Annotated in this window: 24 protein-coding genes; 10 read left to right on the top strand and 14 right to left on the bottom strand. The window is 63.7% G+C overall.

Annotated elements, in window-relative coordinates:
* Positions 1 to 47: 47 nt before the first annotated feature.
* The 3 genes from AC2FM3_RS14345 to AC2FM3_RS14335 all read right to left on the bottom strand — a co-directional run bounded on the left by AC2FM3_RS14345 (position 48) and on the right by AC2FM3_RS14335 (position 2,142).
* Entirely contained in the window at positions 48 to 1,040 is a 993-nt protein-coding gene (locus AC2FM3_RS14345) for a hypothetical protein (protein ID WP_496683019.1), read from the bottom strand.
* A 12-nt stretch (positions 1,041 to 1,052) separates the two neighbouring features.
* Positions 1,053 to 1,523: a transcription elongation factor GreA gene (greA, locus tag AC2FM3_RS14340; RefSeq protein ID WP_496683017.1), complete on the bottom strand. Its 471-nt coding sequence runs from the start codon at positions 1,521 to 1,523 to the stop codon at positions 1,053 to 1,055.
* 238 nt (positions 1,524 to 1,761) lie between these two features.
* Positions 1,762 to 2,142, bottom strand: a complete 381-nt coding sequence (locus tag AC2FM3_RS14335) for a VOC family protein (protein ID WP_496683014.1) — start codon at positions 2,140 to 2,142, stop codon at positions 1,762 to 1,764.
* 89 nt (positions 2,143 to 2,231) lie between these two features.
* Here AC2FM3_RS14335 and soxR point away from each other — a divergent pair, with 89 nt between their 5' ends.
* The 4 genes from soxR (at position 2,232) to AC2FM3_RS14315 (ending at position 7,099) form a co-directional block, all read left to right on the top strand.
* On the top strand, positions 2,232 to 2,687 hold the full coding sequence (gene soxR, locus AC2FM3_RS14330) for a redox-sensitive transcriptional activator SoxR (RefSeq protein ID WP_496683011.1): 456 nt from the start codon (positions 2,232 to 2,234) through the stop codon (positions 2,685 to 2,687).
* Between the two features lie 136 nt (positions 2,688 to 2,823).
* A complete protein-coding gene (locus AC2FM3_RS14325) occupies positions 2,824 to 4,470 on the top strand; it encodes an electron transfer flavoprotein-ubiquinone oxidoreductase (protein WP_496683009.1) in 1,647 nt (548 codons plus the stop codon).
* Positions 4,471 to 4,620: 150 nt separating this feature from the next.
* Entirely contained in the window at positions 4,621 to 6,288 is a 1,668-nt protein-coding gene (locus tag AC2FM3_RS14320; protein ID WP_496683007.1) for a tetratricopeptide repeat protein, read from the top strand.
* Positions 6,278 to 7,099 (top strand): 4-(cytidine 5'-diphospho)-2-C-methyl-D-erythritol kinase, encoded by an 822-nt coding sequence (locus AC2FM3_RS14315; protein WP_496683005.1) that lies wholly within the window; start codon positions 6,278 to 6,280, stop codon positions 7,097 to 7,099. Before AC2FM3_RS14320 ends, AC2FM3_RS14315 begins: the two co-directional genes overlap by 11 nt.
* Here AC2FM3_RS14315 and AC2FM3_RS14310 read toward each other — a convergent pair.
* Entirely contained in the window at positions 7,092 to 8,090 is a 999-nt protein-coding gene (locus tag AC2FM3_RS14310) for a polyprenyl synthetase family protein (protein WP_496683003.1), read from the bottom strand. The genes AC2FM3_RS14315 and AC2FM3_RS14310 overlap by 8 nt on opposite strands.
* Before the next feature lie 56 nt (positions 8,091 to 8,146).
* Between AC2FM3_RS14310 and AC2FM3_RS14305 the strand changes: the two genes are divergently transcribed.
* From AC2FM3_RS14305 to AC2FM3_RS14295, 3 genes are all read left to right on the top strand, one after another.
* A complete protein-coding gene (locus tag AC2FM3_RS14305) occupies positions 8,147 to 8,362 on the top strand; it encodes a putative signal transducing protein (RefSeq protein WP_496683000.1) in 216 nt (71 codons plus the stop codon).
* On the top strand, positions 8,359 to 9,132 hold the full coding sequence (locus AC2FM3_RS14300; RefSeq protein WP_496682997.1) for a tRNA1(Val) (adenine(37)-N6)-methyltransferase: 774 nt from the start codon (positions 8,359 to 8,361) through the stop codon (positions 9,130 to 9,132). The genes AC2FM3_RS14305 and AC2FM3_RS14300 overlap by 4 nt, the downstream gene beginning before the upstream one ends.
* 120 nt (positions 9,133 to 9,252) lie before the next feature.
* Entirely contained in the window at positions 9,253 to 9,423 is a 171-nt protein-coding gene (locus AC2FM3_RS14295; RefSeq protein ID WP_496682994.1) for a YdcH family protein, read from the top strand.
* Here the strand turns inward: AC2FM3_RS14295 and yddG are convergent.
* The 10 genes from yddG to AC2FM3_RS14245 form a co-directional block, all read right to left on the bottom strand.
* Positions 9,413 to 10,279 (bottom strand): aromatic amino acid exporter YddG, encoded by an 867-nt coding sequence (gene yddG, locus AC2FM3_RS14290; protein ID WP_496682992.1) that lies wholly within the window; start codon positions 10,277 to 10,279, stop codon positions 9,413 to 9,415. The genes AC2FM3_RS14295 and yddG overlap by 11 nt on opposite strands.
* Positions 10,276 to 11,223, bottom strand: coding sequence for a transcriptional regulator GcvA (locus AC2FM3_RS14285; RefSeq protein ID WP_496682990.1), 948 nt, complete (start codon positions 11,221 to 11,223; stop codon positions 10,276 to 10,278). Before AC2FM3_RS14285 ends, yddG begins: the two co-directional genes overlap by 4 nt.
* A 299-nt stretch (positions 11,224 to 11,522) precedes the next feature.
* The gene (gene phbB, locus AC2FM3_RS14280) at positions 11,523 to 12,245 is read right to left on the bottom strand and encodes an acetoacetyl-CoA reductase (RefSeq protein ID WP_496682989.1); all 723 of its coding nucleotides are present in this window, start codon (positions 12,243 to 12,245) and stop codon (positions 11,523 to 11,525) included.
* A 196-nt stretch (positions 12,246 to 12,441) separates the two neighbouring features.
* The gene (locus AC2FM3_RS14275) at positions 12,442 to 13,617 is read right to left on the bottom strand and encodes an acetyl-CoA C-acetyltransferase (RefSeq protein WP_496682987.1); all 1,176 of its coding nucleotides are present in this window, start codon (positions 13,615 to 13,617) and stop codon (positions 12,442 to 12,444) included.
* 196 nt (positions 13,618 to 13,813) lie between these two features.
* Positions 13,814 to 14,647, bottom strand: coding sequence for an EAL domain-containing protein (locus tag AC2FM3_RS14270; RefSeq protein WP_496682985.1), 834 nt, complete (start codon positions 14,645 to 14,647; stop codon positions 13,814 to 13,816).
* 86 nt (positions 14,648 to 14,733) lie between these two features.
* On the bottom strand, positions 14,734 to 14,925 hold the full coding sequence (locus AC2FM3_RS14265; protein WP_496682982.1) for a hypothetical protein: 192 nt from the start codon (positions 14,923 to 14,925) through the stop codon (positions 14,734 to 14,736).
* 89 nt (positions 14,926 to 15,014) lie between these two features.
* Positions 15,015 to 15,986 (bottom strand): sterol desaturase family protein, encoded by a 972-nt coding sequence (locus tag AC2FM3_RS14260; protein ID WP_496682980.1) that lies wholly within the window; start codon positions 15,984 to 15,986, stop codon positions 15,015 to 15,017.
* Positions 15,983 to 16,369, bottom strand: coding sequence for a hypothetical protein (locus AC2FM3_RS14255; RefSeq protein WP_496682978.1), 387 nt, complete (start codon positions 16,367 to 16,369; stop codon positions 15,983 to 15,985). The genes AC2FM3_RS14260 and AC2FM3_RS14255 overlap by 4 nt, the downstream gene beginning before the upstream one ends.
* 59 nt (positions 16,370 to 16,428) lie before the next feature.
* Positions 16,429 to 16,758: a hypothetical protein gene (locus AC2FM3_RS14250; RefSeq protein ID WP_496682976.1), complete on the bottom strand. Its 330-nt coding sequence runs from the start codon at positions 16,756 to 16,758 to the stop codon at positions 16,429 to 16,431.
* A gap of 81 nt (positions 16,759 to 16,839) precedes the next feature.
* Complete coding sequence (locus AC2FM3_RS14245) at positions 16,840 to 17,406, bottom strand: TlpA disulfide reductase family protein (RefSeq protein WP_496682975.1); 567 nt, start codon at positions 17,404 to 17,406, stop codon at positions 16,840 to 16,842.
* A 21-nt stretch (positions 17,407 to 17,427) separates the two neighbouring features.
* Here AC2FM3_RS14245 and argH point away from each other — a divergent pair, with 21 nt between their 5' ends.
* From argH to AC2FM3_RS14230, 3 genes are all read left to right on the top strand, one after another.
* Entirely contained in the window at positions 17,428 to 18,819 is a 1,392-nt protein-coding gene (gene argH / locus AC2FM3_RS14240) for an argininosuccinate lyase (RefSeq protein ID WP_496682974.1), read from the top strand.
* Positions 18,816 to 18,998: a hypothetical protein gene (locus tag AC2FM3_RS14235; protein ID WP_496682971.1), complete on the top strand. Its 183-nt coding sequence runs from the start codon at positions 18,816 to 18,818 to the stop codon at positions 18,996 to 18,998. Before argH ends, AC2FM3_RS14235 begins: the two co-directional genes overlap by 4 nt.
* 257 nt (positions 18,999 to 19,255) lie before the next feature.
* A partial coding sequence (locus AC2FM3_RS14230; protein ID WP_496682968.1) for a hypothetical protein occupies positions 19,256 to 19,490 on the top strand: 235 nt, incomplete at its 3' end.

Genomic DNA, 19,490 nt, shown 5'->3' with positions numbered 1-19,490 from the left:
GGCTTCAGTTCGGCCACGAAAATGCGGTGGGTGGTACCGGACGGTGGCTAGTCGAAGGTCCCGGCCACCCGGCCCAGCAGCATGAAGGCGCGCGCCGTGCGCGTGTCGCCCAAAGCGGTCAGGTCGGCGTCGCTGGCCTGAGGTTCGAACTCGACGATCATGGTGTCGAAGCGGCGCAGGAAGTGATGCACCGCATCGCGAAAGATCGGGTCCTGCTTCATCCGCGCCGAGGTCAGCGCCAGGCACGACCGGTCGCGGATACCGCCCAACGCAGCGACCGAACGTCCTCGTTCGCCCTTGGCGAACTGCCGCCAGACCTCGGGGCGGGCCATGTCGGGGTGCAGGTCGTCCATGTAGATGCCTTCCTGGCTGAGCAGGGTCAGCACGTCCTCGGCGGCCTGCACCAGTTGCGCGGTTTTGCGGTCTTTCATGGCGCGGCGCAGGGCGTTGAAGCCTTCGGTGTCCTCGGCGGTTTCGGGAAAGTTCAGCGCCCGGATGAAAATGTCGGTGGGCAGAGGAGTCGCTAACTCTTCGGCCGGGGTGCCCAGTTCCAACGAGGTCTGGCCCGAGGGCGCAGCAGGTCTTGCCTGCGGCGCAAGATCCCGCCGCTTGCTGGAGAACGTGGCCAGCGTGCTTTGGGTGTGCCGGGCAGCCGCAGCGATTTCATCCAGTTTCCGGGCCACCGCGGGTTCGTAGGTGCTGGCCGACCGCTGTTGCTGCGATACGTACGCCTGGCGGATCGCGTCGATCGCGGTCTGCAGCCGGGCGCTTTCTTCGCGCATGATGCGGCTCGCGCGCATGGCCAGCGCCCCTACCCAGATCATCGCCACCGGCATGAACACCGCCAGCAGCATCAGGATGAAACTGCCGGCCTGCGTCTGCTCGGGCAGCACCAGAAAGACCACGGCCACCACCAGCCAGATCAGGCTGAGGGCCGCGGCCGCAATCTCGATCCCGGTGACGCTGGGGCGGCCCGGACGGTCATAGATGCCCAGCCAGGTGGGCCGTTTGCTGTCCGGATCAGGGTCTTGGCCCGACATGGCGCGCTCCGATCAGGCGTAGTGGATGCTCAGCACTTCGTACGAGCGCACGCCGCCGGGGGTGCGCACTTCGACGCTGTCGCCTTCTTCCTTGCCGATCAGGGCACGGGCGATGGGCGATTTGATGTTCAGCAGGCCCTTTTCGATATTGGCCTCGTGCTCTCCCACGATCTGCCAGGTCTTTTCCTCGTCGGTGTCCTCGTCCACCAGCGTGACCTTGGCACCGAACTTGATCGCGCCCGACAGTTTGGTCGGATCGATCACGTCCGCCAGCGACAGAACGCCTTCCAGTTCCTTGATGCGGCCTTCGATGAAGCCCTGTTTTTCGCGGGCCGAGTGGTATTCTGCGTTTTCCTTCAGGTCGCCCAGTTCGCGCGCCGAGGCGATGGCCTCGATGATCGCGGGGCGTTCAACGGACTTGAGTTGCTTGAGCTCTGCCTCGAGCGCGGCAAAGCCCGCGGGCGTCATGGGGATCTTTTCCATATCTTCTTTTTTCCACGCACAAATTGAGTCGCCCCGCCGCATGAGACCAGCGTCGGGGCGAAAGATGGGTTGGCAATTACCTGACCCAAATATGGCGTGAAATGCAAGAGGCCAAGGGGTTTGGCCCCTGCAATCCGCAACTTAACGCCGTCGGGGTGGTGGGGGTTTCCGATTGTGCCGATGCCCCAGCAGATCACCGCGTTTCCAACGATGCGCCTCGGCGCCGAACCAGAGCATCTCAATCATATTGAACGACCTCGAATTCAATGCCGTTGTCGTCGTCGAAATAGAACCGGCGACCGGGTTCGTAGTCGGCGTGGTTGTGCGGCTCGAAGCCCGCGGCGCGGACCTTGGCTTCGGTTGCGTCGATGTCCTCGACCAGCACGCCCACATGGTTCAGCCCGCCGATGGTGTCATAGCTGCTTTCGCCCGACGGTTTCGGGTCGGCCGGGGCGTAAAGCGCCAGATAGGTATGCGCGCTGCCCACATGCACGGTATAGCCGCCCGCGATCGCCGGGCCCTCCCAGCGGGTCTTCCATCCGAATACGTCCTGCATCCAGGCGGCGGTCGCCTGCGGGTTGCGGACGGTGAAGTTCGTGTGTTCCAGCGTCGCCATCATGGGGTCTCCTTTTCATGTTCAGGCTTGTTTCGACTCACCGTAATTCCTAAACCTAACTTTAGCTCAAGAGATTTTTTCGGGAGGAGATCATGCCCGCATCCGAGGGCCTTTCCATCGGCGCGCTGGCGCGCCGCACGGGGTTGGCGGTATCCGCCATCCGCTATTACGAGGCGCAGGGGCTGATTTCCCCCTGGCGCAATCCGGGCGGTCAGCGGCGGTACCAGCGCGCCGACATCCGTCGGCTGAGTTTCGTTATGATCGCCCAGCAGTTCGGCCTGACCCTGCCTGAAATCCGCGAGGTTCTGGCCGGGCTGCCCGACAACCGCACGCCCACACCGGCGGATTGGAAAAAGATCAGCCTTGGCCTGCGCGCGCATCTGGATCAGCGAATCGACACTCTGCTGCGTCTGCGTGACAATCTGGACGGCTGCATCGGCTGCGGCTGCCTGAGCCTGCCGAAGTGCGCGCTCTACAACCCCGACGACCGGGCAAAAACCTATGGTAGCGGTCCCAGGTACCTGATGGGTGACGCGCCCGAGGGCTGATCTGCCGCATTGCAGCAATGTTACGCCGTGTTTTGATTGACCAAGGTCTTTTCCAGCAGGTAATCAGCCGGGAAACAAAATTTCGCCGAGCCCGCGCCCCAGGCGCCAATTCGGATAGTTAGCGGAGGAGCCCACGATGGCCGAAATTGAACGCGAAGCGATGGAATACGACGTGGTGATCGTGGGCGCAGGCCCCGCGGGCCTGTCTGCGGCCATTCGTCTGAAACAGCTGGACGCCGACCTAAACGTGGTCGTGCTGGAAAAGGGCTCGGAAGTGGGCGCGCATATCCTGTCGGGCGCGGTGCTGGACCCGTGCGGCCTGGATGCGCTGATCCCCGACTGGAAGGAAAAGGGTGCGCCGCTGAACGTGCCTGTGCGCGAAGACAATTTCTATATGTTGGGCGAGGCCGGCCAGCTGCGCATCCCGAACTGGCCGATGCCGCCGCTGATGAACAATCACGGCAACTACATCGTCTCGATGGGCAATGTCTGCCGCTGGATGGCCGAACAGGCCGAGGCGCTGGGCGTCGAGATCTTCCCCGGCATGGCCTGTTCAGAACTGGTCTATGGCGACAATGGCGAGGTCAAGGGTGTCGTGGCCGGCGTGTTCGGGCTGGAGCCTGACGGATCTTATGGCCCCAACACCGAACCGGGGATGGAACTGCACGGAAAATACGTCTTCCTTTCGGAAGGGGTGCGTGGGTCGCTGTCCAAGGAAGTGATCGCCAAATATGACCTGCAGGCCGGGAAAGAGCCGCAGAAATACGGCATCGGCATGAAAGAGATCTGGGAGATCGACCCCGCCAAGCACAAGGAAGGCAGCGTCACCCACACGATGGGCTGGCCGCTGGGCGGCAATGCCGGGGGCGGGTCGTTCATCTATCACCTGGAAAACAACCAGGTCTATGTGGGCTTCGTGGTGCACCTGAACTACAAGAACCCGCACCTGTTTCCCTACATGGAATTCCAGCGGTTCAAGCATCACCCGATGGTGGCCGACCTGCTGAAAGGCGGCAAGCGCGTGGCCTATGGCGCCCGCGCGATCACCGAGGGCGGGTACCAGTCGATGCCGAAGCTGGTGGCGCCGGGCGTAGCTCTGCTGGGCTGTTCGGCGGGCATGGTCAACGTGCCGCGGATCAAGGGCAACCACAACGCGATGCTGTCGGGCAAGGCAGCCGCCGAGGCCGCGTTCGAGGCCATCAAGGCCGGCCGCGGCGGCGACGAGTTGACCGATTACGAGACCGAAGTGCGCAACGGTGCCATCGGCGCCGATCTGAAAAAGGTCCGCAACGTCAAGCCGATGTGGTCGAAATGGGGCCTGACCGCCTCGCTGGCTCTGGGTGGTCTGGACATGTGGACCAACACACTGGGCTTTTCGCTGTTCGGCACGCTAGGTCACGGCAAGACCGATGCCGAAGCCACCGAAGAAGCCAGCAAGCATCAGCCCATCGACTATCCGAAACCCGACGGCACCCTGTCCTTCGACCGGCTGACCAATGTGGCGTTTTCCTTCACCAACCACGAGGAAAGCCAGCCCTGCCACCTCAAGCTGGCCGACCCCCAGATCCCGGTGAAAGTGAACCTGCCGAAATATGACGAACCCGCTCAGCGGTACTGCCCGGCGGGCGTCTACGAGATCGTGCGCGACGAGGGTCAGCCGCGTTTCGTGATCAACTTCCAGAACTGCGTGCACTGCAAGACCTGCGACATCAAGGATCCCAGCCAGAACATCAACTGGACCACGCCACAGGGTGGGGACGGTCCGAACTATCCCAACATGTAGGCAGGAAACGGGGCAATGGCACAGCCGTGACCGCTGGGCCATTGCCTCTGGTCGGCCAAGGCCCTAGCTTGTGCTGCAGGTACAGGCAGACAAGGCAGGTTCTTGGTGGTTTCTCTGGTGCATCGTGCGGCATGGGCCGCGGTTCTCGGAATGTCTCTGAGTGTTTCGGCGGTGGCGGACACCGGTGCAGGGGCTTATCTGGCCGGCCGGCAGGCGATTTATGAAAGCGATTATGCCGCCGCCGAAAGATACTACACCAGGGCGCTGGCATTCGATCCCCAGAATCAGCGGTTGATGGAAAGCGTCCTGTTGGCCCGCGTGGCCCTGGGCGAAATCGAACGGGCCCTGTCCCTGGCGCAAGAGATGGAGGCCGACGGTTTCGTCAATCAGGCTGCGCGCATGGTCATCGCCGCCGATCTGGTGCAACGCGGGCAATTCGCCGAACTTATGGCCCGCGACCCCGAGAGCCAAGGCGTGGGCCCGCTGGTTGACGGGCTGATGCTGGCCTGGGCGCATATCGGCCAGGGCGAGATGACCAAGGCCATGGAGCAGTTCGATACCGTCGCCGCGCAGGACGGGCTGCGAGAATTTGCGTTGTATCACAAGGCGCTGGCGCTTGCCTCGGTGGGTGATTTCGAAGGCGCCGAAGCGATTTTCGGCGCCGATGAGGGGCGCGTCGCGCGGTTCTCGCGCCGGGCGGCACTGGCGCGAGTCGAGATTCTGTCGCAACTGGACCGCAACGCCGACGCGCTGCAATTCCTTGAAACGGTCTTTGCTTCGGGCAGCGATCCGACCATCGAGGCCTATACAGCCCGGTTGCAGGCCGAGGAAACCCTGCCTTTCACGCATGTCCGGTCGGCGCAGGACGGCGTGGCCGAGGTCTTTTTTACCGTCGGCGCGGCGCTGAACACCGAGGCGGCGCATGATTATGTCCTTTTGTATTCCCGCGTGGCGACCTATCTGCGGCCCGATCACATCGACGCCATTCTCCTCAGCGCCGAGCTGCTGGAGGAGTTGGAGCAGCATGATCTGGCGGTTGCCGCCTATCGGATGGTGCCGCCGTCCAGCAGTGATTTCCATGTTGCCGAACTGGGCCGGGCGGATGTCCTTGCCCGGATGGGTAAGACCGACGCCGCCGCCGAAGTGCTGGAAAACCTGGCCGCGCGGCAGCCCGACCTGCCCGGTGTTCACGTCGCGCTGGCCGACCTTCAGCGGCGGCAGGAGAACTATGCCGCGGCCGTCACCGCCTATGACCGCGCAATCGAACTGACCGAGGCGAACTCCGACGGCAACTGGTTTCTGTACTATGCGCGCGGCATCAGCCACGAGCGACTGAAGAACTGGGACAAGGCCGAGGCCGATTTCCGCAAGGCGCTTGAACTGAACCCGGATCAGCCGCAGGTTCTGAACTACCTCGGCTATTCGCTGGTCGAGCGGCGGGAAAAGCTGGACGAGGCGCTTGAGATGATCCAACGCGCCGTGGCGGCCCAACCCGACAGCGGTTATATCGTCGACAGTCTGGGCTGGGTGCTGTTCCGGCTGGGCCGCTATGACGAGGCGGTCGGACACATGGAACGCGCGGTCGAGCTGATGCCGGTGGACCCGGTAGTGAACGACCATCTGGGCGATGTCTACTGGGCCGTCGGACGCCTGCGTGAGGCCGAGACCCAATGGAAGCGCGCCCTGTCCTTCATCGACCCCGAAGACACCGATGGCGAGGCGGACCCGGACCGCATCCGCCGCAAGCTCGAGATCGGCCTCGACGCTGTGCTGGCCGAAGAGGGGGCCGAACCGCTGAAGGTCGCCAATGGCAATTGAGGGTTTCGCACCCGCCAAGATCAACCTGACCCTGCATGTGACCGGCCGACGCGCCGATGGCTATCACCTGCTGGATTCGCTGACGGCTTTCGCCGATCTGGGCGACAAGCTGACCCTGGAGCCAGGCCCTGATCTTTCAATCTCGGTGTCTGGTGAACATGCCGAAGGCGTGCCGACAGACGCAAGAAACCTGGTCTGGAAGGCGGCACAGGCGATGGGCTGGCGGGGGCGGGTTCATCTGGACAAGGTGCTGCCGCACGGGGGCGGAATTGGCGGCGGGTCGTCGGATGCGGCGGCCACCTTGCGGGTTCTGTCACCCGAAGGCGCCGAGATCCCGCTGGACATTGCGCTGGCCCTGGGCGCCGATGTTCCGGTCTGCACCTTGGGCCGCGCGGCGCGGATGCAGGGCATCGGGGACCGGATCAGCCCGGTCGCTTTGCCGCCGCTTCCCGCCTTGTTGGTCAATTCCGGTGTGCCGGTGCCCACTGGGCCGGTGTTCAAGGCCTTGGCCGCGCACGACAATCCTGCCATGCCGGCCGACCTGCCGGCGTTTGACGGGCCGGAACACTGCGCCGACTGGCTGCGCGGGCAGCGCAACGACCTGCAGCCCGCAGCGATTGGTCTTGCTCCGGAAATCGCGGATGTACTGGATGCGTTGTCAGGTACGCGGGATGCGCTGCTAGCGCGGATGTCCGGGTCGGGGTCGACCTGTTTCGCGCTGTACCCAACGATGAAGGCCGCGCATTTCGCAGCTTACGAGATCGGCGTTGCGCAGGCGGATTGGTGGTGCCGGGCGGTGACGCTCAGTTGAGGCGCGCCACGACATAGTCGGCCATATCCCGCAACAGGTCGCGGATTTCATGGTCGGGCAGAACCGCCAGCGCCGCCTTGGCCTTGGCGGCCCAGCCCAGCGCATCGGCGCGGGTAGCGTCCAGCGTGCGGTATTTGCGCATCAGGCCCAGCGCGTGTTGCAGGTCGCCATCCTGCTGGCGGCCTTTTTCGATGGTGCGCTCCCAAAAGGCGCGTTCCTCAGGGGTGGCCTGCGCAACCGCCTTGATGACGGGCAGGGTCAGTTTGCGCTCGCGGAAATCGTCGCCCACGTTCTTGCCGGTGGCCTCGCTGTCGCCCTGATAGTCCAGCAGGTCGTCGGCGATCTGGAAGGCGATGCCCAGCGCGTCGCCATAGGCGAACAGCGCCCGGACCTGCTCCTCGGAGGCGCCGGCGATCACGCCGCCCACCTCGGTCGCCGCGGAAAACAGCGCCGCGGTCTTGCCGCGCACGACCTGCAGATACACGCTCTCGTCGGTGCGCAGGTCGGTGGCAGCGGTCATCTGCAGCACCTCGCCTTCGGCAATGGTGGCCGAGGCATTGGCCAGAATGTCCAGAACCCGCAAAGACCCGGTTTCCACCATCAACTGGAAGCTGCGCGAAAACAGGTAGTCGCCGACCAGCACGCTGGATTTGTTGTCCCACAGCAGGTTGGCGGTGGGCCGGCCGCGCCGCTGGGCGCTCTCGTCCACGACGTCGTCATGCAAAAGCGTGGCGGTGTGGATGAATTCGACCGTGGCGGCCAGGCGGATGTGATGATCGCCGTCATAGCCGAACAGCCGCGCGGCAGCCAGGGTCAGCATCGGGCGCAGGCGCTTGCCGCCCGCTTCAACCAGATGCGCGGTCACCTCGGGGATGCGGGGCGCGTGCTCCGAGGCCATGCGGGTGCGGATCAACGTGTTCACCGCGTCCATTTCGCCGGCCAGCAGCTCGGCCAGTCGCTCATGCGGTTTCGAGATCGTGCCGATGTCCATCACACTCCTGTCACAAGGCTCGACTTTCGCCCCGCCTTGCCCTTACATCCATCCCCATGAAAGAACTTCTGCGCAGCACCGATCCGACCGTCATGGCCTTTGCGTCCGCTCTCCTTGAGGGCGAGGATATAGACTGCTTTGAGATGGACGTAAATATGAGCGTGCTCGAAGGCGGCATCGGCATCTTCCCCCGCAGGCTGATGGTCCGGACCGAAGATCTCTCGCGCGCGCAGCGCGTAATGCGCGACAACGACATTCCCTTGGGGCGATGACCGCGTTTGCCGATACCGATCTGACCTGCAACGATTTTCTGGGCGGGCGCCTGCGCCTTTTGCAGCCGCGCGACGGATATCGGGCCGGGGTCGATCCGGTTCTGCTTGCCGCGGCGGTTCCGGCCAGCCCCGGCCAGTCCGTGCTGGAACTGGGGTGCGGGGCCGGAGCTGCGGTTCTTTGCCTCGGTGCCCGGGTTCCTGATCTACGCCTGACTGGTGTGGAATTGCAGCCGGCCTATGCGGATCTGGCCCGGCGGAACGCACGCGAAAACGGCATTGCCCTGTCGGCCTACGCCGCTGATCTGGCCCAGTTGCCGTCCGAGCTGCGCCAGCTTCAGTTCGATCACGTCATCGCGAACCCGCCCTATTACCGTGCCGGTGCGCACAGCGCCGCCGCGGATGCCGGTCGGCGCATCGCGCTGGGTGAACAAACCCCGCTGGTCGCATGGGTCGAGGCCGCGGCCCGTCGTCTGGCGCCGCGCGGCTATCTGCACATGATACAACGCGCCGACCGCCTGCCGGACCTTATGGCCGCCTGCACGGATCGGCTGGGGTCGCTCGAAATCCTACCCCTGGCGCCGCGCCCAGGACGGGCCGCCGAATTGGTGATCTTGCGCGCGCGCAAAGGCGGGCGGGCTGCGTTTCGCCTGCATGCGCCGCTGATTCTGCATCAAGGCGACCGCCATGAGCGCGACGAGGACAGCTATGCGCCCGCGGTGTCCGATGTCCTGCGACACGGGCGGCCGCTGCGCTGGCCCGGGCAGCTTTAGGCAAAGACCAGCCGAAATTGTCGGATTTGTGACAGATTCTGTGCGCCTGCGGCGTGACAGGGTGGAAATGATGTGGTCAACTTCCCATGTCAGTTAGATCAACAGAGAAGGAGGATCGCCATGAGCGTTAGCGCACATCTGAGTGAACTGAAGAAGAAGCACGCAAGCCTCAGTCTCCAGGTCGAAGAAGCCCAGCGCGCGCCCGGGATTGACGATCTCCACATTGCCCAACTGAAGAAACAGAAGCTGAAGCTGAAGGAAGAGATCGAGCGTCTCTCCGTCAGCGCCTGAGGCTGGCCCGCGCCGCAATCGCGGCGCCGCCGGTTATCAAAACGGCCGCGATCGCCAGCGTCCACGAGGGCGCGGCGATCCCGGCCACAACCAGCACTAGGGTCGACAGCAGTGGCGCCGCGTAAGAACTGGTGCCGAGCATTTGGATGTCTCCCTGCTTGACTCCGATATCCCAGACATAGAAGGCCAGCCCCACCGGCCCCAGCCCCAGCGCGACGGTCGAGGCCCAGCCCAATGTGCCTTGCGGCCAAACTGTGTGCTCGAGGACGAAATGCAGCGCCCACGAGGCAAGCGCGGTCAACACGCAGAATACCGCGACCGAGCTGGTGGGTGTCTGGCCCAACCGCCGCGAGAGCACGGAATACCCCGACCATGTCAGCGCGCACAGCAGCGCCAGAGCATAGCCGGACAGGTATTCCGCCCGAAATCCGGTGCTGCCGCCGCCGGTGATGATGAGCGCGGCGCCGGAAAAGCCCAGACAGGCCCCCAGCAGATGCCCCACGCGCAGGGTTTCTCCGGGCAGCAGTCCCGAAAACAGCACAATCAGCAGCGGCCAGAGATAGGCGATCAAACCTGCCTCAGCCGCAGGCGCCATGCGCAAGGCCGAGAAATACAGCGCGTGATACCCGAACAACCCCAAGGTGCCGAAGGTGAACACCTTCCAGCTGATCTGACGCAACTGGGTCAACCCGCCGCTGCGCCATGCCCAGATCAGCCCCAGCGTGCCGCCGATGCTGAAACAGATCGCGTTCAGCAACAGCGGCGGAGTCGGGGCCGAGCCAACGGTGAACAGGGCCAGCAAGGCCCACAACAATACGGCGACAAAACCGACGGCGGTGGCACGGGTCTTGGTCATGCGGGGGAAATGTCCTCGACCGGGATGATTGTGAAACCGTCGGATATGTGCGCAGTTTTTTCGATTTCCGCAAGGAACCAATCGCGAAAGGCTGCGATCTGAGGGCGGGTCTCTTCGCCCTTGCGGCACAGGAACCGGAACCGGGCCTTGGTTTCGATAGCGATCCTGAACGGGGTGACCAGTCGGCCCTCGATCACGTCCTTGATGATCATGGGCCGCCGCCCAAGCGCAACGCCCATCCCCGCCACCGCCGCGTCGATGGCATGGTCGGCGTTTGAAAAATGCGTGCCATGGGTCGGCGTGAAGTCCACCCCGACCGCACGGAACCACGCGGGCCAGTCACAGGGCGGATTCAGGAAACCGATCGAGTCGTCATGGATCAGGGGCGCCTCGGTCAAGCTTTGCGGCGTCGGATACCGCTCGGCCAGTTCGGGTGTCATGACCGGGGTCAACCACTCGGGCCGCACCGGAACCGAATACAGTCCGTCATCCTGCCCATAGCCGAACCGGATCGCCACATCCACGTCGTCGCGGTCGAAATCCAGGTTGCGCAAGGTGGCCGAGAACCGCAGGTCGATCTCGGGATGTGCACGGGCGAATTCATAAAGGCGCGGCGCCAGCCACTTGGCCGTCAGGGCCGGACCCGCCGTGATCGTCAGTGACGTGTTGTCCTGCAGCCGGCGCGTTGCGGCCCAGGCGGCTTGCAGCCGGGCAAAGCCCTCGGCCGCGCCGGGGGCGAGAGTCCGCCCGGCCTCGGTCAGTTCGACCGCGCGGTTCAGGCGGCGGAACAGCGGCTGGCCTAGGTGTTCCTCCAGCGACTTGATCTGAAACGACAAGGCTGCCGGCGTGACGTTCAACTCGTCCGCGGCCTTGGCAAAGGACATGTGTCGGGCAGCGGCGTCAAAGGCGCGCAGGGCGGTCAGCGGGGGAAGGCGATCACTCACTTCGATTCAGAAATTCTTATGCGACATGGGAAAAACTCTCGTTTGCGCCCTTTAAGAGCAAAAGTCATATTTAGTGCAAGTCAAGTTCAATTTAATCAGAAAGGGACCGCCATGATCGAGATGACGACAAACCCCGCCGCGCAAAAGGCGATTCTGCGCGCTCATCAAGAGCGTGGCGCGCTGGTCCGGAGTTTCTGGAAATGGGTCACGGGTTCCCGCTGAGCGCAGCGCGCGCGTTCTTACGGGATATAAGAAGGGCCGGCCCAAGGGGTCGGCCCGATTTCGTTTTTCAAGCGCGATCAGACGAAGAACTGCGCCCCGTTGGCCGAGATGGTCGAACCGTTGATGAATTGCGAATCGTCGGAAGCAAGGAACACCACGCAGCGGGCGATTTCTTCCGGTTCGCCCAGGCGACCGGCTGGGATCTGGCCGATGATGGCCTCGCGTACCTTTTCCGGAACGGCCATGACCATCTCGGTCGCGATGTAGCCGGGGCAGATCGCGTTGGCCGTGATGCCCGCCCTTGCGCCCTCTTGGGCCAGCGACTTGACGATGCCCAGATCGCCCGCCTTGGTGGCGGCATAGTTCACTTGGGCAAACTGGCCCTTCTGACCGTTGATCGAACTGATTACGATCACCCGGCCGAACTTGCGCTCACGCATTCCTGGCCAGACGGGGTGGACGGTGTTGAACACGCCCGTCAGGTTGGTGTCGATCACCTGGTGCCACTGTTCGGGGGTCATCTTGTGGAACGGCGCGTCGCGGGTGATGCCGGCATTGGCGACCACGATGTCGATCGGCCCCAGATCCGCTTCGACCTTTGCGATCCCGGCCTTGGACTCGTCATAGTCCGCGACGTTCCATTTGTAGGTGGGGATGCCGGTTTCTTCGGTGAACTTGGCCGCGGCCTCGTCATTCCCCGCATACGAGGCGGCGACATTGTATCCTTCGGCCTTCAGCGCCTTGGAAATCGCCGCGCCGATGCCGCGGGTGCCGCCAGTTACGAGAGCTGTTCGTGCCATTTAGGACTCCTCCATTGAAAATATGGCTTGATAATGTTGCTACAAAAACCGCTACAGCTACGCAATAATCTTTCTTCGGAAAATTGCCGCGCCGCAGAAGAGTTGCCGGGTTGCGTCATCCTTGTGGCCCTTGCGCGATGGATCGCAAGGGCCACCCCAAAGGCGGTACGGCGGGGCCGGCTACCCGGCTTCGGCCTCAGAGACGCTCCACGCACATGGCAACGCCCATGCCGCCGCCGATGCACAAGGTTGCCAGGCCCTTTTTGGCGTTCCGGCGCTTCATTTCGAACAGCAGGGTGTTCAGAACCCGGCAGCCCGACGCACCGATCGGGTGGCCGATGGCGATGGCGCCGCCGTTGACGTTTACGATCGAGGGATCCCAGCCCATGTCCTTGTTCACGGCGCAGGCCTGTGCGGCAAAGGCCTCGTTGGCCTCGACCAGATCTAGGTCGTCAACCGACCAGCCGGCCTTTTCCAACGCTTTGCGCGAGGCATAGATCGGCCCGACGCCCATGATCGACGGGTCCAGCCCGGCGGTTGCGTAGGACGCGATGCGGGCCAGCGGCTCGATCCCGCGCTTTTCCGCGTTGTCGGCGGACATCAGCAGGGTCGCCGCCGCGCCATCATTGAGGCCGGACGCGTTTGCCGCCGTCACGGTTCCGTCCTTGGTGAAGGCCGGGCGCAGCTTCTGCATGGCTTCGATGGTGGCGCCGTGGCGGATGTATTCGTCGCTGTCCATCACGATGTCGCCCTTGCGCGTCTTGATGGTGAAGGGCACGATCTCGTCCTTGAACTTGCCGGCCTTCTGCGCGGCCTCGGCCTTGTTCTGGCTGGCCACGGCGAATTCGTCCTGCATGTCGCGGCTGATCTGCCACTTCTCGGCCACGTTCTCGGCGGTCTGACCCATGTGGTAGCCGTTGAACGCATCCCACAGACCGTCGCGGATCATCGTGTCGATATAGGTCATGTCGCCCATCTTGTGGCCTGCGCGCAGCGATGCCGCATGGGGCGACAGGGTCATGTTTTCCTGTCCGCCGGCGCAGACGATCTCGGCATCGCCCAGCTGGATGTGCTGAGCGCCCAGTGCGACGGCGCGCAGCCCCGAGCCGCAGACCTGGTTGATGCCCCAAGCCGCGCTTTCCGTGGGCAAGCCGGCGTTGATGTGGGCCTGACGGGCGGGGTTCTGGCCCTGTGCCGCGGTCAGGACCTGGCCCATGATGGTCTCGCTCACCTCAGCCTTATCGATCCCGGCGCGTTCGACGACGGCTTCCAGAACGGCCGCGCCCAGATCATGTGCGGGGGTGTTCGCGAACGAACCGCCAAAACTGCCGACGCCCGTACGCGCGGCGGATGCGATTACAACGTTTGTCATTGAGTCATTCCTTTACCGTCATGGTCCTAATGGGAAATCTGACGGCGCAGGTCGCAGAGAGCCTCTCTGACGATGCAAGAGCGCCTCGTGATCCCCCGCTCCAGCCCCTCTGCAATAGCGCAACGCTGCATGTGCAGCAACGGACAGCTTGTCTCAGACGGCGACCGGGGGACGGGGTGGCGCGGTCATGAGGCGCTCAACTTGCGGTTTTCTCGGCGCTTTTCTGTTCCCACGGTGGTTTGACCGACGGGGCGCCGAACAGAAATCCCTGAAGGCAATCCACGCCGCTGGCCATCAGGAACTCGGCGTCCTCCCGGGTCTCGACCGATTCGGCGATCACCAGGATTTCGAATTCGCGGGCCACGGCGATCAGGGCGCGGACCAGCGCCTGATTGTCGGGGTTGGTGCTGATGCCGCGCACGAATTGTCCGTCAATCTTGGCGGCGTCGAAAAAGAACTCACGGAAGTGGCGGAAGCTGAAGTTGCTGGCCCCGAAATCATCCAGGGTGAAGGCGACCCCCTTGTCCTGCAGTCGGTCCATGAAGTCGATCACCAGTTCCGGCACCTGCATGGCGGAATCCTCGGAGATTTCCAGGATCAACCGTTCGCCGATGGTGGGGTCGCGTTTCAAAAACCGCTCCAACACGCGCGACCAGCGCGCATAGCCGATCGAGCGTGCGGACATGTTGATGGCCAGTCGGATTTCGGGGTTGCGGGCCATTGCCCGCAAGCCTTTTTCCAGCGCCACGCAATCCAGATCGCGCCCGATCGGGGTGTTTTCGACCTGCGGCATGAATTCCCGCGCGGGAATCACCCGGCTGGTTTCATCCAGAACGCGGATGAACCCTTCGTAGAAGGCGACCCCGTGGGGCGGCCGGGCTTGCATCACCGGTTGATAGGCCAGGTGGCATTGCCTGTGCCTGACCGCCTCGGCCGCCATTTGCACGGCCGATCTGTCGCGCGCAGAGACGGCCGAATTCAGCGGGCTGTCCGCGCCTTCCGGCAGATCTGACAAATCCTTTTTCCCCATCGCGCCGAATCCTTCTGAGACACCGAAATCGGTTCCCTCTCAGTTTCGCGTGCAACAGGTGAATTTGCGGTTAAGGGCGGGCCGCTTCAGCGGGTGGACGAGGTGATGGGCTGCATTGCCACGACGGCGCCGATGACAGCGCCCAGCATCCCGAACCCCATACCGGCCAGACCCAGAACGAGAAGCCCCGACAGCGGTTGCGCGGCCAGTGCGCTGAGCATTGCGGTGGCCAGACCCAACAGACCGACGATGGTCGAACAAACTGTGAATCGTGTCATCGGGACCTCCGGGTTGGGCAAATTTACCCAAGGAGACGTGGTTCCGGGGGGCGGAGTTTCAAGGCCGGCCTGCTATCACCACCGCGTGATCAGGCCCGTTCCGCTTGTTGGTTGGGCAGATTTTTATCGAATTGTTCGAAACCGGGTGTTCCGCGATCTTCGGGGTGGCGGGCCAGGTGCTTGGCCTTGATCTGCTCGGAGCTGTCGCGGCTGCCGTCATGGCTGTAGCCCGGCGGGGCAAAACAATAGGCCAGCCGCTGTTTCAGGGTCAGGCCCGGTTGGGTCGCGTCACGCCAAATGGCCACCCATTCGTGAAAGGCCACGCGCAGCGGGTTGAAGGTGCCGATATTATGCACCAAGCCATAATCGACCCGGTCGTGCTCCTGCTCGGGGACGAAGGTGCCGAACAGCTTGTCCCAGATGATGAACACCCCGGCATAGTTGCAATCCAGATAGCGCGCGTTGCGGCCGTGATGGGCGCGATGATGGCTGGGGGTGTTCATCACCGCCTCGAACCAGCGGGGCATCTTGCCGATCGCCTCGGTGTGGATCCAGAACTGGTAGATCAGGTTCAGACCGCCGCAGAACAGCACCATCGCCGGGTGGAACCCCAGCAGGATCAGCGGCGCACGCACGACCATCATGAATGTGAAGGTATAGGTCCAGGTCTGCCGTAGGGCGGTTGTCAGGTTGTAGTGTTGCGAGCTGTGGTGGTTCACATGGCTGGCCCAGACCCAGCGGATACGATGCCCGAACCGGTGCACCCAGTAATAGCGCAGGTCATCCAGCACAAAGCACAGGATGATCACCGGGATCGATGTGCCCAGATCCAGCGGCGTGATCGTCCACAGCCACATAAAAAACCCGTAGGCGATGAAGCCTAGCAGGAACCCGGACGCGATGTTGCCTGCCCCCATAATCAGTGAGGTCACGGCGTCGCGGGTTTCATACCGGCCGCCACGGCCCTTCATGGCGATCCATAGAAATTCGGCCAGGATGGCGGCGATGAAGAACGGGACTGCCCATTGGACGACATCGGGAAAACTGATCTGGTCGGTCATGCGGGCTCCAGCAGGTGACGCCAGTGGCGGCGCTCGGTTTCGTCAAGGCGGACGGTGACGCCGGGGGTGGCGAAGTCGTGGAACTGGACCTCGATGCCCTCGGGGTGGTCGATCCAGTCGAAATCGCGCAGGTGGCGGGCCACCGTGTCGGCGCCAAAGGACCACAACAGGCCCGGCCCGGTCTCGGTGCGCACCAGCGCCGCGTGGCCGTCATGGGTCAGGGTGACGTCGATGATGGTGTCGTCGGGAAAATGGCGCACCCATTCGGCGCGCGCGGTATCTGCGCTCAGCACGCGTAGGCGCGATTTGCCTGTCAGATGCAGCAGTGCGGTGATGCCGGCAATGCCACCGACCACCAGAACCAGCAGGATTTCCAGCGGCATGATGTCCTCCCGCAGGCAGAGTGCAAGCGGGGTCAGGTCCTGTCAAAGGTGGCGTTGCGTCAGGTGCCGTCGTGCGGCTCCAGCAGTTCGTGTCGGACAACGCGCTCGACGAAGGGCACCAGCCCCTCGGGCCCTGAGGCGCGATCCTTGAGGTGAATGCAGATATCCGGCCGCCGCGCCGCGATGATACCCACCAGTTCGCCGCGCACCTTGTCATCGAGGCCCGCGCCCATGATCGCGCAGGCGATGCGCGGTTCGGCGTCCAGTTGCCGCCGCACCTCGTCGGGATCATGCGCGCCCAGCCACCGGATCGGAAGGTGGTCCAGTTGCCGCGCCACATCGCCGATCACGTTGGGCAGCCGGCCGATCAGCAAAACCACCGGTTTCATCTCAGCCTCCTGTCTGTTGCCAATGAAAAACCGGCCCTGTTCAGGCCGGTTCCAGTCTAGCACAAAAGGCCCGTCAGGCGGTCAGCTTTCGGGGTGCAGCAGGGCCGCGATGATCGCCTTGGCGCTGTCCGAGTTCCATTCGGCATCGCCGATCAGCCGCGCGATTTCCCGGCCTTCGGGGTCGATGATCACGGTGATCGGCAGGCCGACGATGCCCATCTCACGCGCGACGGCCTGTTTCGGGTCCTGGTGGCGGGGCAGGTTGGTGATGCCGTTTTCGTCAAAGAACTTCTTGATCCCCGCGGGCGAGTTGCGGCCGGTGGCCAGTGTCAGAACCTCGAACTGGTCTCCGCCGAATTCCTCCTGCAACTCGGCGATCTGGGGCATCTCCTTGCGGCAGGGTGCGCACCAAGTGGCCCAAAAGTTCAGCAGAACGTATTTGCCGCGATAGTCCGCCAGTGTGGCCGTGCCGCCGTCATCTTCCAGCAGAAACTCCGCGTCCGAGACCGGTTTCGGCTCGGAATGCAGGATCAGGCGTTTCAGACTGCCCTCGCGCAGGTCGGCCAAGGCCTGCGTGTCGGCGGCCAAAGCGGCATTTGCACCCAGCGCAAGGGCCATATAAAGGGGGATCAGACGAAACAGGCGCATATCAACTCCGGGTTTTCCAGCATGACCGAACAATCCTCGAACCAGATGTGGGGCGGCCGCTTTGCCGCCGGACCAGACGCGATCATGGAGGCGATCAATGCCTCGATCGGGTTCGACCGACGGATGGCGGCCCAGGACATCGCGGGCTCGCGTGCCCATGCCGCCATGCTGGCCGCCACGGGCGTCATAAGTGATAGTGATGCCGAGGCCATTCGGGAAGGGCTGCTCACCGTTTTGTCAGAGATCGAACGCGGTGAGTTCCAGTTCTCGACCGCGCTGGAAGACATCCACATGAATGTCGAGGCACGGCTGAAAGAGATCATCGGCGAGCCCGCAGGCCGCCTGCACACGGGCCGCAGCCGCAATGACCAGGTGGCGACCGATTTCAAATTGTGGGTCCGCGATCAGCTGGACGCCGCCGAATCCGGCCTGCTGGCCCTGATCCGCGCGCTTTTGGCGCAGGCCGAGGCCGGGGCCGAGTGGGTCATGCCCGGATTCACCCACCTGCAGACCGCGCAGCCCGTGACCTGGGGCCATCACATGATGGCCTATGTCGAAATGTTTGGCCGCGACCTCAGCCGCGTGCGGGATGCGCGCGCCCGGATGAACGAATGCCCGCTGGGTGCTGCGGCGCTGGCCGGCACGTCTTTCCCGATCGACCGGCACATGACGGCGCAGGCGCTGGGCTTTGACCGGCCCGCCGCCAACTCGCTGGATGCGGTCAGCGATCGCGATTTCGCGCTGGAATTTTTGTCGGTGGCCTCGATCTGCGCGGTGCATCTGTCGCGCTTTGCCGAGGAACTGGTGATCTGGTCCTCGGCCCAGTTCCGCTTTGTCACCCTGTCCGACCGGTTCTCGACCGGCTCGTCGATCATGCCGCAGAAAAAGAACCCCGACGCCGCCGAGTTGATCCGCGCCAAGGTAGGCCGGATCTTTGGTGCCAACACGGCGCTGATGATGGTGATGAAGGGCCTGCCGCTGGCCTATTCCAAGGACATGCAGGAAGACAAGGAACAGGTCTTTGACGCCGCCGACAACTGGATGCTGGCGCTGGCCGCGATGGAAGGCATGGTCAAGGACATGACCGCCAACCGCGACAGCCTGGCCGCTGCCGCCGGTTCGGGCTTTTCCACTGCGACCGATCTGGCCGACTGGCTGGTGCGTGTGCTGGGCCTGCCCTTCCGTGATGCGCACCACGTCACCGGATCGCTGGTCGCCATGGCCGAGAAGAAGGGCTGCGATCTGCCCGATCTGACTCTCGAGGACATGCAATCGGTCCACGCGGGCATCACGCAGGATGTCTATTCTGTCCTTGGCGTTGAGAATTCGGTAAACTCGCGCCAGTCCTATGGTGGTACGGCCCCGGACCAGGTCCGGGCTCAGATCGCCCGTTGGAAGGAGTTGCTGAAATGACAACCTTGCGCGTGATTGCCCTGATCGCGGCCGCCTTGGCTTTGGCAGCCTGCGGCGCCGACGGAGAGCCCGTTCAGCCGACCTTGAACGCCAATGTGGGCGTGTCGAGCAGCGGCGCTTATGTCGGTGGCGGGGTTGGCTTGCACAAGGGGCCGATCAGCGTGTTTTTCGGGATTTGATCCCGCAATCTGCTTGAAAGCGGCGCGCCAGCCACCATGTCGCATGTGACCCGAGGAAAAGGCATAGATATGAAACTGATCGGCCTGATCTTGTCGCTTGCTGTACTGGCGGCCTGCGAGTCCACGAGCGCACAGCGGTCGCAGCCTGTGGAAGAGCCCGCGCGCTCAGGGGCTGGAGTGTCCGTTTCTGGTTACGCGCGGGCAGGGATTTCAAAGACCTTCTAATCGGTTGCCTGCGTTTGTCAGCCGGCCACGGAGTGTCCGCGCTGGCGCAGACACTCGATCAAGATGTCGCGCCGGGTATTGCGAATTTCGGCCGCGCCAGCGACGGCCCCCGCCGCCGATCTCACGGCCGCACCGGCCAAAGCGCCTTCGGCGTTGCCGACCGTATCGTCCGACAGACCGGCCAGAGCGCCGACTCCGGCCTCGATCAGGGCCTGTTACCGAGTTTCCGGGTTCCACAGGTTCTGGGACTTGGCCAGGGCGCGGCAC

The sequence above is a fragment of the Ruegeria sp. BHSB172 genome (assembly GCF_059613165.1).
This window is presented reverse-complemented; position numbering and strand designations above follow the sequence as displayed.

Bases quoted from the DNA above. Each gene is read 5' to 3' on its own strand.
- AC2FM3_RS14310 (WP_496683003.1), bottom strand. From the start codon at position 8,090: ATGGACATCGGCACGATCTCGAAACCGCATGAGCGACTGGCCGAGCTG.
- AC2FM3_RS14325 (WP_496683009.1), top strand. From the start codon at position 2,824: ATGGCCGAAATTGAACGCGAAGCGATGGAATACGACGTGGTGATCGTG.
- AC2FM3_RS14300 (WP_496682997.1), top strand. From the start codon at position 8,359: ATGACCGCGTTTGCCGATACCGATCTGACCTGCAACGATTTTCTGGGC.
- argH (WP_496682974.1), top strand. From the start codon at position 17,428: ATGACCGAACAATCCTCGAACCAGATGTGGGGCGGCCGCTTTGCCGCC.
- AC2FM3_RS14335 (WP_496683014.1), bottom strand. From the start codon at position 2,142: ATGATGGCGACGCTGGAACACACGAACTTCACCGTCCGCAACCCGCAG.
- AC2FM3_RS14245 (WP_496682975.1), bottom strand. From the start codon at position 17,406: ATGCGCCTGTTTCGTCTGATCCCCCTTTATATGGCCCTTGCGCTGGGT.
- soxR (WP_496683011.1), top strand. From the start codon at position 2,232: ATGCCCGCATCCGAGGGCCTTTCCATCGGCGCGCTGGCGCGCCGCACG.
- AC2FM3_RS14305 (WP_496683000.1), top strand. From the start codon at position 8,147: ATGAAAGAACTTCTGCGCAGCACCGATCCGACCGTCATGGCCTTTGCG.
- AC2FM3_RS14235 (WP_496682971.1), top strand. From the start codon at position 18,816: ATGACAACCTTGCGCGTGATTGCCCTGATCGCGGCCGCCTTGGCTTTG.
- greA (WP_496683017.1), bottom strand. From the start codon at position 1,523: ATGGAAAAGATCCCCATGACGCCCGCGGGCTTTGCCGCGCTCGAGGCA.
- AC2FM3_RS14295 (WP_496682994.1), top strand. From the start codon at position 9,253: ATGAGCGTTAGCGCACATCTGAGTGAACTGAAGAAGAAGCACGCAAGC.
- AC2FM3_RS14270 (WP_496682985.1), bottom strand. From the start codon at position 14,647: ATGGGGAAAAAGGATTTGTCAGATCTGCCGGAAGGCGCGGACAGCCCG.
- AC2FM3_RS14250 (WP_496682976.1), bottom strand. From the start codon at position 16,758: ATGAAACCGGTGGTTTTGCTGATCGGCCGGCTGCCCAACGTGATCGGC.
- AC2FM3_RS14255 (WP_496682978.1), bottom strand. From the start codon at position 16,369: ATGCCGCTGGAAATCCTGCTGGTTCTGGTGGTCGGTGGCATTGCCGGC.
- AC2FM3_RS14345 (WP_496683019.1), bottom strand. From the start codon at position 1,040: ATGTCGGGCCAAGACCCTGATCCGGACAGCAAACGGCCCACCTGGCTG.
- AC2FM3_RS14275 (WP_496682987.1), bottom strand. From the start codon at position 13,617: ATGACAAACGTTGTAATCGCATCCGCCGCGCGTACGGGCGTCGGCAGT.
- AC2FM3_RS14260 (WP_496682980.1), bottom strand. From the start codon at position 15,986: ATGACCGACCAGATCAGTTTTCCCGATGTCGTCCAATGGGCAGTCCCG.
- AC2FM3_RS14320 (WP_496683007.1), top strand. From the start codon at position 4,621: ATGTCTCTGAGTGTTTCGGCGGTGGCGGACACCGGTGCAGGGGCTTAT.
- AC2FM3_RS14315 (WP_496683005.1), top strand. From the start codon at position 6,278: ATGGCAATTGAGGGTTTCGCACCCGCCAAGATCAACCTGACCCTGCAT.
- AC2FM3_RS14265 (WP_496682982.1), bottom strand. From the start codon at position 14,925: ATGACACGATTCACAGTTTGTTCGACCATCGTCGGTCTGTTGGGTCTG.
- yddG (WP_496682992.1), bottom strand. From the start codon at position 10,279: ATGACCAAGACCCGTGCCACCGCCGTCGGTTTTGTCGCCGTATTGTTG.
- phbB (WP_496682989.1), bottom strand. From the start codon at position 12,245: ATGGCACGAACAGCTCTCGTAACTGGCGGCACCCGCGGCATCGGCGCG.